16 protein-coding genes are annotated in these 12,706 nt (G+C 39.2%); 11 read left to right on the top strand and 5 right to left on the bottom strand.

From position 1 onward, the window contains the following. Positions 1-261 precede the first annotated feature (261 nt). The 5 genes from ACH8JV_RS11135 (at position 262) to bioD (ending at position 4,917) form a co-directional block, all read left to right on the top strand. Entirely contained in the window at positions 262-993 is a 732-nt protein-coding gene (locus ACH8JV_RS11135) for a hydrolase (protein ID WP_396521234.1), read from the top strand. A gap of 93 nt (positions 994-1,086) precedes the next feature. Further along, positions 1,087-2,367 (top strand): adenosylmethionine--8-amino-7-oxononanoate transaminase, encoded by a 1,281-nt coding sequence (gene bioA, locus ACH8JV_RS11130; RefSeq protein WP_396521232.1) that lies wholly within the window; start codon positions 1,087-1,089, stop codon positions 2,365-2,367. A 1-nt stretch (position 2,368) separates the two neighbouring features. Next, positions 2,369-3,526 carry an 8-amino-7-oxononanoate synthase gene (locus tag ACH8JV_RS11125; protein ID WP_396521230.1) on the top strand — a complete coding sequence of 386 codons (1,158 nt, stop codon included), beginning with the start codon at positions 2,369-2,371 and terminating at the stop codon, positions 3,524-3,526. Continuing rightward, positions 3,523-4,272, top strand: a complete 750-nt coding sequence (bioC, locus tag ACH8JV_RS11120; RefSeq protein WP_396521228.1) for a malonyl-ACP O-methyltransferase BioC — start codon at positions 3,523-3,525, stop codon at positions 4,270-4,272. Before ACH8JV_RS11125 ends, bioC begins: the two co-directional genes overlap by 4 nt. Continuing rightward, a complete protein-coding gene (gene bioD / locus ACH8JV_RS11115; RefSeq protein ID WP_263613050.1) occupies positions 4,273-4,917 on the top strand; it encodes a dethiobiotin synthase in 645 nt (214 codons plus the stop codon). It begins immediately after the preceding gene. Between the two features lie 62 nt (positions 4,918-4,979). On the opposite strand, the gene rluB is transcribed toward bioD, so the two are convergent. From rluB to ACH8JV_RS11090, 5 genes are all read right to left on the bottom strand, one after another. Next, positions 4,980-5,903, bottom strand: coding sequence for a 23S rRNA pseudouridine(2605) synthase RluB (gene rluB / locus ACH8JV_RS11110; protein ID WP_396521227.1), 924 nt, complete (start codon positions 5,901-5,903; stop codon positions 4,980-4,982). A 41-nt stretch (positions 5,904-5,944) separates the two neighbouring features. Beyond that, positions 5,945-6,538: an SMC-Scp complex subunit ScpB gene (gene scpB / locus ACH8JV_RS11105; RefSeq protein ID WP_004703403.1), complete on the bottom strand. Its 594-nt coding sequence runs from the start codon at positions 6,536-6,538 to the stop codon at positions 5,945-5,947. After that, complete coding sequence (locus ACH8JV_RS11100) at positions 6,535-7,326, bottom strand: segregation and condensation protein A (RefSeq protein ID WP_396521225.1); 792 nt, start codon at positions 7,324-7,326, stop codon at positions 6,535-6,537. Before ACH8JV_RS11100 ends, scpB begins: the two co-directional genes overlap by 4 nt. A gap of 225 nt (positions 7,327-7,551) precedes the next feature. Continuing rightward, a complete protein-coding gene (locus ACH8JV_RS11095; RefSeq protein ID WP_396521223.1) occupies positions 7,552-8,169 on the bottom strand; it encodes an L-threonylcarbamoyladenylate synthase in 618 nt (205 codons plus the stop codon). A gap of 88 nt (positions 8,170-8,257) precedes the next feature. Beyond that, positions 8,258-8,920 (bottom strand): elongation factor P hydroxylase, encoded by a 663-nt coding sequence (locus tag ACH8JV_RS11090; protein ID WP_343570193.1) that lies wholly within the window; start codon positions 8,918-8,920, stop codon positions 8,258-8,260. A gap of 96 nt (positions 8,921-9,016) precedes the next feature. Between ACH8JV_RS11090 and ACH8JV_RS11085 the strand changes: the two genes are divergently transcribed. From ACH8JV_RS11085 to lysM, 6 genes are all read left to right on the top strand, one after another. Further along, positions 9,017-9,577 carry a DUF177 domain-containing protein gene (locus ACH8JV_RS11085; RefSeq protein WP_002050389.1) on the top strand — a complete coding sequence of 187 codons (561 nt, stop codon included), beginning with the start codon at positions 9,017-9,019 and terminating at the stop codon, positions 9,575-9,577. 74 nt (positions 9,578-9,651) lie between these two features. Then, positions 9,652-9,837, top strand: a complete 186-nt coding sequence (gene rpmF / locus ACH8JV_RS11080) for a 50S ribosomal protein L32 (protein WP_000290730.1) — start codon at positions 9,652-9,654, stop codon at positions 9,835-9,837. Positions 9,838-9,989: 152 nt separating this feature from the next. After that, on the top strand, positions 9,990-10,976 hold the full coding sequence (gene fabD / locus ACH8JV_RS11075; protein ID WP_311070148.1) for an ACP S-malonyltransferase: 987 nt from the start codon (positions 9,990-9,992) through the stop codon (positions 10,974-10,976). Next, positions 10,973-11,707, top strand: a complete 735-nt coding sequence (gene fabG, locus ACH8JV_RS11070) for a 3-oxoacyl-ACP reductase FabG (RefSeq protein WP_396521220.1) — start codon at positions 10,973-10,975, stop codon at positions 11,705-11,707. The genes fabD and fabG overlap by 4 nt, the downstream gene beginning before the upstream one ends. Positions 11,708-11,791: 84 nt before the next feature. Then, entirely contained in the window at positions 11,792-12,028 is a 237-nt protein-coding gene (gene acpP, locus ACH8JV_RS11065; protein WP_001279871.1) for an acyl carrier protein, read from the top strand. 188 nt (positions 12,029-12,216) lie between these two features. Beyond that, positions 12,217-12,690, top strand: a complete 474-nt coding sequence (gene lysM / locus ACH8JV_RS11060; RefSeq protein WP_396521218.1) for a peptidoglycan-binding protein LysM — start codon at positions 12,217-12,219, stop codon at positions 12,688-12,690. Positions 12,691-12,706: the final 16 nt, after the last annotated feature.

Raw genomic sequence — 12,706 nt, 5'->3', positions numbered from 1 at the left:
ACATTAATTACATTGCACAATGGATTTATGGGTGAAGTGTGGATTATGTTGTTTTTTGATTTGCTTCAATGTTTACATAATTAAATTTTTGTATATTTCATATGAATAATTTAGGCCTTACTTATCAATATATTTCAGAATATTAAAAGCCTCTAAATGTCTGATTTTACTTTTCGAAATTTAATTTTTATATTGATTTTAAAGGATATTTAAAATTGATATTAATATATAATCTTGCAAAAGTTGGCTGTGGACATGCATATGAAGTTACAAAATAAAATTTTATTGATTACAGGTTGGGGAGTAGGGATAGAACCTTTGCAATCACTTAAATTGCATTTGGAAAAAGCTGGTTTCGAAACACAACTAATTAATATTTTTGATATTTTAGAGAGTAACTTTCAAGCACAGCTTGATTTAGTGGCTGAAATTGATGTGGTGATAGGCTGGTCTTTAGGCGGACAGTTAGCAACTCATCTCGTTGACTTTTTTTATAAACAAACTGGGCAAACTAAAACGTTAATTACGCTCGCGTCGAATCCATGTTTTGTTGCTAACGATAATTGGCAAACAGCAATGCCTACTGATGTATTTAGTCAATTTAAAGCGTCTTTTTTACAGAATCCGCAAGCCACTTTAAAGCGTTTTTATTATTTGATTACACTTGGCTCATCTCAAGCGAAACAAGATTGGATGAGTGTACAAAACATCGCAAATCCACCCGCACAGGAAATACTGTTAGACGGTTTAAAAATGCTTGAACAGTTAAATCTGGTAGATAATTTGAAAAACTATCCAGGTCTACAGCTTCATCTGTTTGCTGAGCAAGACAATGTCATTCCTTGCAAAATTATGGAGAATTTTAAGGATTTCGCTACAGAAAACATGACTTATAAGTTGCTAAAAGATGCTACACATGCTTTTCCCTACCTACAGTTCGAAAGAATAATTGAAGAAATCTGCCAGTTTTTAACAATTCATCAGCAAAGTTAATAAGCTTTGATTGATATCGCAATTCTCTTTCATTCTTAACAGGTTTAACATGTGCTAAATGAAAGATTTGATTGCTGTAAAAGGGTATAGAGGATGACCGATAATTTTGATTTGGAACATATTTGGCATCCATATACTTCAATGACCCAACCGTTACCAACATTTAAAGTGAAACGTGCTTATGGTGCAACGATTGAACTCGATGATGGTAGAACTTTAATTGATGGCATGTCCTCTTGGTGGTGTGCAATTCATGGCTATAACCACCCTGAACTTAATCAGGCAGTGACCGATCAATTACAGAACATGTCACATATCATGTTTGGTGGGTTAACTCATGATCCTGCGATTCAGCTTGGAAAAATTCTTTTAAAAATTACACCGCCAAGTCTCGAAAAAATTTTCTATGCAGATTCAGGTTCGGTCGCTGTTGAGGTTGCTTTAAAAATGGCTGTGCAATTCTGGACCGCACAGGGCCAACCGCAAAAAACAAATTTTATTACTACGCGTTCTGGTTACCACGGTGATACATGGAATGCGATGTCTGTGTGTGATCCTGTTACAGGCATGCACCAAATTTTTGGTACCAGCTTACCAAACCGCTTTTTTGTGGCAGCACCACAAATTAAATTTCATGAAGAATGGAACCCTCAAGATATTGCCGAGCTAGAACAGTCTATTCAGCAAAATCATGAAACCCTTGCTGCACTCATTATTGAACCAATTGTTCAAGGTGCAGGGGGCATGCGTTTTTATCATCCTGAATATTTACGTCAGGCTAAAGCGCTTTGCGAGAAGTATCATCTGTTATTAATTTTTGATGAAATTGCGACTGGCTTTGGCCGTACGGGTAAGCTTTTTGCGTGGGAACATGCTCAAGTCGAGCCGGATATTATGTGCCTAGGTAAAGGGTTAACAGGCGGGTATATGACGTTATCTGCGACCTTAACAACAAAGCATGTTGCAGAAACCATTAGTCGTGGTGAGGCTGGAGTATTTATGCACGGCCCAACCTTTATGGCCAATCCACTTGCTTGCGCTGTTGCCTTGAAAAGTACGCAACTGTTAATTGAGCAAGATTGGCAAGCCAATATTAAGCGAATTGAGCAACAACTTAGCCAATATTTAACGCCTTTAAGTCAGCTTGATTATGTTGCTGACGTAAGAGTGTTGGGTGCAATTGGTGTAGTAGAACTCACCTTTAATGTTGATATGAAAACTTTACAGCAACAATTTGTAGACCGTGGAATCTGGATTCGCCCTTTTGGCAAACTGGTTTATGTGATGCCACCTTATGTCATTACTCAACAAGAGCTAAGCGATTTGCTTGAACAATTAGTTGAAGTTGTTAAAACATTGCAGGGAGCGCATTAAGATGTCATTGCTTGATCATTTTGCTACAGAGTTAGATGAGTTAAAACAACAAGGTAACTTTAGACAATTTACCCAAAATGTACAGCATGGCCGTTTTATTACTATTCAAAATAAAACAATGCTCAACTTAGCTTCAAATGACTATCTTGGACTTGCGGCTGATCTTAATCTTCGCCAAGAGTTTTTAGATAGCTTACCTTTAGAGCGCAGCTATTTTAGTTCTTCATCGGCCCGTTTATTGACGGGTAACTTTGATGAATATGAGCAGTTTGAAAATAGCCTAAGCAAAGCATTTGGTGGTCGGTCGGCTCTGTTATTTAATAGTGGCTATCACATGAATATTGGTATTTTGCCAGCTGTTTCTGATAACAAAACTTTAATTTTGGCTGATAAGTTAGTTCATGCGAGCATGATTGACGGTATACGTTTATCTGGTGCGCAGTATGTGCGTTATCGACATAATGATTTACAGCACTTAGAACAACTTCTGCAAAAATATCATGATGATGACAATATTGAACGAATCATTGTGGTCACAGAAAGTATTTTTAGTATGGATGGTGATGAAACGGACTTAGCTGCATTAGTCCAGCTTAAAAAACGTTTTGCTAAAACCATGCTGTATGTCGATGAAGCACACTCAATTGGTGTACGTGGTCAGCAAGGCTTAGGATGTGCTGAACAATATAATGTCATTCAGGAAATTGATTTTCTAGTTGGTACTTTCGGTAAAGCATTGGCAGCAGTCGGTGGTTACATTATTTGCGATCCAATTATTAAAGACTATCTTATTAATAAAATGCGCCCGCTTATTTTTACAACCTCTCAACCTCCGATTATTGTAGCCTGGGTAAACTTTATATTCCAAAAAGTATTGGTTGCTCAACCTCAGCGTGAACACTTAAAGAATATTAGCCAATATCTTCAACAAGCTGTTGTACAAAAGGGTTATGTAAGTCCGTCGACTAGTCATATTGTTCCAATTATTGTGGGAGAGAGTCAGGCTGCGATCGATAAGGCGAAACATGTTCAAGAAAGCGGCTTTTATGCCATGCCTGTACGCCCACCAACAGTACCTAAAAATAGTGCACGTTTGCGTATTTCTTTAACGTCAATGGTTGAACAACACGAGCTTGAAGCACTGGTGAGTTTTCTGTGAGTCTGAATAAAAATTTAGTTGCCGAGCGTTTTGCTAAAGCAGGGCAAAGCTATTCAGAGCATGCTGTTGTTCAAAAACAAATTTGCCAAAATTTAATGGGTTTACTAAAGCAGTTTTGCCCAAGTACGATGTCACGTGTTTTTGAAATCGGTTGTGGTTCTGGCAACTTAACTCGTCTGCTTGTTGAAGCTTTTCAAATTGAAGATTTAATTTTGAATGATCTGTATGCAGAGGTGCAGCAGCCCTTTAATCATCAAGAACATTTGAAATGGTTAATTGGAGATGTTGAAACGTTAGAACTCCCTCAACAGCTCGATATGATTGTTTCAGGTTCTGCTTTGCAATGGATGCAAGATTTACTGCGTTTGCTTAAGCGTTGTAATGAAGCTTTAACTGACAGCGGTTGGTTATGCTTTTCAACATTTGGAGCTAAGAACTTAATTGAAATTAAAGAGCTAACTGGACAAGGCCTAAGTTACTGGTCGCTTGAAAATTGGACCAGTGCCTTAACTCAGGCTGGTTTTGAGATTTTGCATTTGTCAGAGTCACAAACTCAGCTCTATTTCGATTCACCTAAAGCCGTGTTGCAGCATTTAAAAGCAACAGGTGTAACTGCTACAGCTCAGCATCGTTGGACCAAGCAAAGTTTACAGCAGTTTTATCAAGATTATGAGCGGTTTAAGCATGCTGAGGGATATGCCTTAACATATCATCCAATTTATTGTATTGCCCGGAGAATGAAGTAAATGAGTGGTCAGGTCTATTTTGTGAGTGGGATTGATACCGAAATTGGTAAAACCTACGCGACAGGCTTTTTAGCAAAATTATGGACTGAGCAGGGTAAAAAAGTAATTACCCAAAAACTCATTCAAACAGGTAATGCTGATATTTCTGAAGATATCGAGAAGCATCGTGAAATTATGGGGCAAGGTTGGTTTCAGGAAGATCACGATAAGCTGACTATGCCTGAAATCTTTAGCTATCCTGCTTCACCTCATTTAGCAACACGACTTGATAATCGAGAAATCGACTTTCAAAAAATTGAAAATGCGACTCAAACATTGGCTGAGCGTTTTGAAATTGTATTGTTAGAAGGTGCAGGGGGCTTAATGGTGCCCTTAACCAGCAGTCTACTCACCATTGACTATGTAGCTCAGCATCAGTTTCCCGTTATTTTAGTGACTTCTGGTCGTCTAGGAAGTATTAACCATACTTTGCTTAGTCTTGAGGCACTTAAGTCACGCGGCCTGAAATTAAAAGCTTTGGTTTATAACTTAAAAGATGAATCAAAAGATCCATTAATTTCGCAAGATACTTCAAATTATTTGAAGGACTATTTAGCCATTCATTTCCCTGAAGCTGAGTGGATTGAATTAGCAAAAATGAATTAAGTGCAAACCAGCAATAAAAAACCGCTCTAATGTGAGCGGTTTTTTTGATTTAAAAGCTTTACTTAGAACTTTTTAAATCCACGGTTAAAACTAGTCGATTTACGCTGATTGCCTGTGTTAGCTGGCGCTTCTTTTTCATCATCACGACGTTGTTGACGTAAATAACCACCACGACGTGCTGCCATTGGCTTTTCAGTCATACGGTCAGTACGACGTTTTGCCATACCAAATAAACCTGTACCTTGACGTGGCTTTAATTCAACAGATTTTGCCAAGTTGTCGATGTCAGTTTTGTCTAACTCCATCCAGCGACCAGTACGTAGTTCACGTGGTAAAATCACAGTACCGTAGCGAGTACGTAATAAGCGGCTTACTTTAAGGCCTTGTGATTCGAAAATACGGCGAACCTCACGGTTACGGCCTTCTTTCACTACAACTTGATACCAGCGGTTAATACCTTCACCACCAATTTCAGAGAAAGATTCGAACTTGGCTGGACCATCTTCAAGCTCTACACCATTGACCATGTTTTGACGTAATTGTGGGGTTACTTCACCCATTACACGTACAGCGTATTCACGTTCAATTTCATTAGATGGGTGCATTAAGCGGTTAGCAAGCTCACCATCATTTGTGAATAGTAATAAACCTGTACTGTTAATATCCAGACGACCTACCATTACCCAACGGTCATTTGCAATTTGTGGCAAATGATCAAATACGGTTGGGCGTTTTTCTGGGTCATTACGTGAACAGATCTCACCCTCAGGTTTATAATAAATCAGTACACGACGACGAATTTCGTCCTCGATTTGGAACTGAACTTTACGGCCATCAATGCGTAATTCATCGCCTGGTTCAATGCGCTCACCCACTTGGGCAACGCTGCCGTTTACACTCACGCGTCCTGCGGCAATAACCTCTTCCATATATCGACGGGAACCTAATCCGATTCGCGCTAATACTTTTTGCAATTTTTCACTCATGACAGCACAACCTTAGACATAATGATCAACAGTCCACCTCTTTATGATTTCGGTGCATTCGCATCGAGAGCCATAAATGCTTCCTTGGCGTTCTGTAGGGGAGGCAATTGGCCTAAAGAGGCTAGACCAAAAGCATTCAGAAATTGAGGCGTTGTAATTAGCAACGCAGGTCTTCCGGGTAAATCTCTAAAACCAGCTTCTTTAATCCAGTTCCAGTCAAATAGCGTTCTGAGAATCTGACTATTATTAGATACACCACGAATTTGTTCAATATCAGCACGCGTGACTGGTTGATGATACGCAATGACGGCCAACGTTTCTAGTAAAGATGGCGACAGTTTTGTTGGTCGCTCTGGCCAAATCTGCGCAATAATATTGCGATATTTGGATCTTACCTGAAAACGGAAGCCTTGCGCGGTTTCAATCAACTCAATAGAGCGGCCATGTTGTAAGAGGGCAAGCTGTTGTAAAAGCTGACGAAGCTGTTGTTTGTTATATTGATTATTAAAAGCTTCTTTTAAACGAGCAATTGAAACAGGTGCTTCACTGGCAAAAATAATCGCTTCAAGTTGCAATAAAACTTCGTGATGAATGTCAGCTAATGACAAATCGGTATTATTTTGTTCAAAACTCATGCCGCAGACCCTTGAATAGCCAATGGAGCTTCAACACCTGTCGCAATAATTTTAATCTTTTGTTGTCGGGTCAATTCTAAAACAGCCATAAAAGTTACAACCATTCCCATACGGCCTTGTTGGGGGTTCAGTAATTCTTTAAAACTTAACACGTCGCCTGACTCTAATTTCTCTTCAATATAAGCAATACGTTCTTCTAACAGTACAGGCTCTTGTGCAATTGTGTGCGTTATAGGTTCTGGACGATTAAATACGCAAAACAAAGCATCGTGTAATGCTGAAACATCATAACCTTCATAAACAGGTGCAATATGTCCTAAGCTTACATTGGCACTAAATGTATCACGGTCAAGAACTGGCATTTGACCTAAACGCTCAGCAGCTTGCTTAATGCGTAAATAAGTTTCTAGTCGATTAATAAGATCCTGCTTCGGATCTTTTTCAATACTAACAACAGTTGGCTTAGGTAAAAGTAAGCGAGACTTCAAATCAGCCAATAAAGCAGCCATCACCATATAGTCGGCAGTCAGCTCAATATTTAAGGATTTCATGCTATCCATATAAGCTAAATATTGAGTGGCAATAGGGGCGATATCGAGCTGAACTAAATCAAAACCGTTTTTCTGAATCAGATAAATTAAAAAGTCGAGTGGTCCTTCAAACTGTTCGAGTAAAATCTCAAAGGCAGCCGGAGGAATATAAAGATCTTCAGGAATCGTGTCGTGCCACTCATCTAAAACACGGATGTGTGGAACGTCTTCCATGGATTGATGAAGTGATTGGTTCATTACGATTATAAGCCACGCGAATTTTCAAAAGCATGAGACTTGTTTTCAAGTCAATAAGAGCTGTAGCAGAAGAACAGCAGATAGTGAAAAACATTCTAAAGGAATTGTGACTTTTAATAAATTGCTTAACGACTAAAGTGTAAAAAAAATCCAAACTAAATAAAGAGTATTTTTTTTCTTGATAATACTTTTTTTTTAACTGTTGGTAAAAAGGAGAATAAGTGCTTATTCGAAAGCACTTACATCTCCAGCACCATGACGGATAATTTCTGGATGTTCACACGATAAGTCAACAATACTAGTGGTAGTTAAAGTACCGAACCCACCATCGATAAAGACATCAATACGTTTAGCCAACTGATTTTCAATATCATAAGGATCATCAAGTGGGTCTTCTTGCCCTGGCAAAATCAATGTACTTGTCAGTAAAGGTTCACCAAGTTCTTTTAATAAAGCCTGACAAATCGGATTACTCGGAATACGTAAACCAATTGTTTTCTTTTTAGGATGCATTAACCTGCGTGGAACTTCGCTGGTTGCAGGTAAAATGAAAGTCGTAATGGCAGGTGTATTTGCCTTTAATAATCTATAAGTCGCATTATCAACTTTTGCATAAGTGGCAATATCTGATAAATCGCAACACATAATTGCATATTGATGTTTAGGACCTAAATCACGAATTTGGGCAATACGTTCCATCGCATTTTTATTACCAATCTGGCATCCGATTGCATAGGCAGCATCGGTAGGGTAGACCACAACATCTCCTGCACGAATACGCTCAACCGCTTGGTCAATGAGGCGTTGCTGTGGATTTTCAGGATGTACATGTAAATGCAGCATATTTTAGAGACTCCATCACGCCAGTATTAAAATAGTATTAGACTTTTCAAACTTGGGAAGCAAGTAACTTACGTAGTTTTTTTGTCATTTAATCAAGGAGTTCACGTTTAAATTCATTTAATTGTAACGCTGCACCTGCTCGCGTACATTGGCAAATACATTCAATGAATCTTGCTGCATCGACGGGTAGTTTAGCTTCACCAGAAAAGTAACGTTGTACTTGGGCATAAACATTATCTTTAAACTTTTTGCCATCTCCGCTATCACCTGTCAGGTTATCTAGAGATACTCTAAATTTTCGGCCAAAAGACTGAGCAAATAGCCATTCAATGGCTTGAGGTTTGACTTCTACTTGTTCAAATAAATCCTGCTGTTCTTTAGTTCGGCCATCGGGCGCATACCAATAACCTAAATCGGGTAGTAGGCGACGTTTTGCACCCGCAATTGTCCAATGGCTAATTTCATGCAAGGCGCTATTGAAAAAACCATGGGCAAATTGAATTTTAGCTGGCTCATGTTCATTCGCTGGGAAATATTCTGGTTCAAATTCTCCACGAACTAATGTCACATTATGGTGGGAAAACCAGTGATTAAAGTGTAAAATAAGCCAATCAACTTGCTCAGACTCTAATTTTGAGCTTGGCCATGGTGAGAGTTGCACCACGTCAGGTAAAAGAGTGTTTTGGTGAGTTGAATGGGTGCAAACGAGTAATGAAGTGTTAACTTCAGGTTGCGGCTGCAACAGGTGCATTGCTTAATTTACCCCGAGTTCTGTCTAAAGAAGTACAAAATTGTATCTTAATCTTTGACAGAGTACCGATGAATTTGTAGAATTGCCGCCTTAATTATGTCAGCAAATACCTTTCCGGCACAGATTGAGCCGTTTAAATGGGCTGAACAAGGCTTTACATGGTCAGGTCAACTGCCATTGTCTCGTCTTGCTCGTATTGCTCGTGAAGCTGTTGGGTCAATTGATAACCAATTGATCAACATAGACTGTAAGCTATCAATGGATGCCTATCATCGCATTGTGTGGTTAGATGGTCATATGGAAACAAAAGTTCCGATGGAGTGCCAACGTTGTTTGGAACCTGTTGAAATGCCAATTGTTTCTGACTTTCATATTGCACTTGTAGATGATGAGTCACTGATAGAGCGCTTGGATGAGGATGCTGATTTCATCGTTTTAGGTGAAAGTGAGTCTTCGACAAAAGGTGATTTTGATACACCTGCTTCGATCAACTTACTCGCATTACTAGAAGATGAACTGTTATTGTTGATGCCTTTATCTCCCAAGCATGATGCTTGTGAACATAAACATCAACCTACCATTCAGAACGTTGTCGAAGAGAAACGGGATAACCCGTTTGATGTTTTGGCAGGTTTGAAGGGTAAACTTAACTCATAATTTGTGTTATGATTATGAGATAAGACAACTGAATTTGTTCTGATCCATTTTTTCGATCTTTGTAAGGAGCCATCATGGCCGTTCAGCAAAACCGTAAAAGTCGCTCTCGCCGTGACATGCGCCGTTCACATGACGCTTTAACCGAGAATGCATTAACAGTAGACCAAGCAACTGGTGAAACTCATCGTCGTCACCACGTGACTAAAGACGGTTTCTACCGTGGTCGCCAATTATTCGCTAAAGCAGCTGATGCTGAATAATTGCATGATATGCATTAAGCGTGATGCTTAAGTATAGAAAAAATGGGAGCGAAAGCTCCCTTTTTTTGTTGTTTTTCGCAATTATAAATATACAAATTAAATGTTAAATTTCCGCTCCAGAGAAATGAGTGAAAACCCAAAAAGGATTTCTTATGTCTGCTAAACGTCTTGAACAAGTAGCTTTAGCCACAAAAACTGCATTTGTGTTTCCGGGTCAAGGTTCACAAAAAGTTGGTATGCTCGCTGAACTCGCAGAACAGTTTAGTGGAGTTGGGCAAACTTTTGCTGAAGCTTCAGACGCGCTAGGATTTGATCTTTGGCACATTGCGCAAAGTGGTGAAGGTTTAGACCAAACAGAAAACACCCAACCTGTATTATTAACTGCCAGCATCGCTTTATGGCGTCTATGGTTAGATTTAGGTGGTTTAGCCCCTAAATACCTTGCAGGGCACTCTTTAGGTGAATACAGCGCTTTAGTTGCAGCGGGTTCAATGAGTTTGGCAGATGCAGTTAAATTAGTTAATTTGCGTGGAAAACTCATGCAAAGTGCTGTTCCTCAAGGGGAAGGTGCTATGGCTGCAATTCTTGGTTTGGCCGATGATAAAGTAGTTGAATTGTGCCAAAGCGTGACTGCATCGGGTCAAGGTTCAGTTGAAGCTGCAAATTATAATTCACAAGGTCAGGTTGTAATTGCGGGTAGTACTGCATCTGTACAGCAAGTTATGGCATTGGCAAAAGAACAATCTGCTAAGGCAATTGCTTTACCAGTTTCTGTACCTTCGCATTGTTCATTGATGAAACCTGCTGCAGAGAAATTTGCAGAAGCTTTGGAACAAACTGCCATTGAGCTACCTACCATTCCTGTAATACAAAATGTCAACGCGGGAATTGCTACCGATGTTGCTCAATTACGTCAGGCTTTAACGGCACAATTGTACCAGTCTGTACAATGGACTCGTACCATGCAGTCTCTACAAGACCAAGGTATTCAGTACATTGTTGAGTGTGGTCCAGGTACAGTATTGAGTAATCTCGCAAAGCGTTTACCAAATATTGAAAAAGCTTTTTCTATTGATAGTAAGAGCAAAATGGAAGATGCCCTAAATGCTGTTTTAGTGGCAGAAGGAAAAATTGCATGACACAAGAACGCAAAGTTGCATTAGTAACGGGCGCGAGTCGGGGCATTGGCGCTGCAATTGCCCAGCAACTTATTCAAGACGGTTATTTTGTCGTAGGTACTGCGACTTCTGAATCTGGTGCACAAAAGCTAACTGATAGCTTTGGTGAACAAGGTGCAGGTTTGGCGCTCGACGTGCGTAATCTCGATGAGATTGAAGCAGTCGTGTCTCATATTGAACAGAGCTATGGTCCTGTACTTGTTCTTGTTAACAATGCAGGTATTACGAAAGATAATTTGTTGCTTCGTATGTCTGAAGATGATTGGGATGACATTCTCAATATCCACCTTAAAGCCGTTTATCGTTTATCTAAACGCGTACTTAAAGGTATGACGAAAGCACGTTTTGGTCGAATTATTAATATCAGTTCTGTTGTTGCTCATTTTGCAAACCCAGGCCAAGCAAACTACTCTGCTGCTAAAGCAGGTATTGAAGCATTTAGCCGTAGCCTTGCAAAAGAGATGGGTAGCCGCCAAATTACTGTAAACAGTGTGGCACCAGGTTTTATTGCAACAGAAATGACAGATGCACTTAGTGAAGACATTCGCAAAAAAATGAGTGATCAAGTGGCTTTAAATCGCTTAGGTGAGCCACAAGATATCGCAAATGCGGTGAGTTTCCTTGCAAGTGATAAAGCAGGTTACATTACCGGTACGGTATTACATGTAAATGGTGGTTTATACATGGCCTAACGCCGATGTATAAACTTTTAAAAATTTTTATATTCAATTAAACTAGTGGCAAATCAAACGCCACAAGCAATGAGGAGAATTCCTGTGAGCGATATCGAACAACGCGTTAAACAAGCGGTTGCAGAACAACTTGGTCTTAAAGCTGAAGAGATTAAAAACGAAGCATCTTTCATGGATGACTTGGGTGCTGACTCTTTAGATTTAGTTGAACTTGTTATGTCTTTCGAAAATGACTTCGACATCACTATCCCTGATGAAGATTCAAACGAAATCACTACAGTTCAATCTGCAATTGACTATGTAACTAAAAAACTTGGTTAATTCGCATATTGCTGATTAAAAAGAAGGCCACCGTAAGGTGGCTTTTTTTATTTGAGTAAAATAATTGAGAGAGATACATATTTTTACAAGATCAACCTTAATTGATAGCAGAGGTGTCTCTTTTTTCAAGTATAACAATAAGGGTCAGTTTAATGACTTTACTATAAACAATAAGATGAGGACTAAAAATGGGTCTTTTTGATTTTGTAAAAGGTATTGGTAAAAAAAATACCGCACCAGCAGAACCACAACCAGCTCCAGCAACGCCGGCAGAACCTTCTGCACAAGAAGTGGCAAATAAATTATTAGGATTAATTAAAAGTTTAGGCCTTGGGGTGGAAGGCTTATCTGTAACATATGATGGTTCAACTGATACTGCGACTATTAATGGTCAAGTACAAAGCCAGGCGGATAAAGAAAAGATTATTCTTATTGTTGGTAACATCGATCATGTTGCACACGTAGATGACCAGATGACTGTTGTGACTCCAGAGCCGGAAAGCAAATTTTATACAGTAAAATCTGGTGATAATCTTTCAAAAATTGCGAAAGAATTTTATGGTGATGCAAACCAGTATCCGAAAATCTTTGAAGCAAATAAACCAATGTTGAAAGATCCAGATGAGATTTTCCCTGGACAAGTTTTACGTATTCCACAGTAATTGGAATAAATAAAAA

This window comes from Acinetobacter sp. ABJ_C5_2 (assembly GCF_044538485.1).
Lineage (GTDB): Bacteria > Pseudomonadota > Gammaproteobacteria > Pseudomonadales > Moraxellaceae > Acinetobacter > Acinetobacter nosocomialis_A.
Note: the sequence above shows the minus strand (reverse complement) of the source record. Positions and strands in the feature narration are given on the sequence as shown.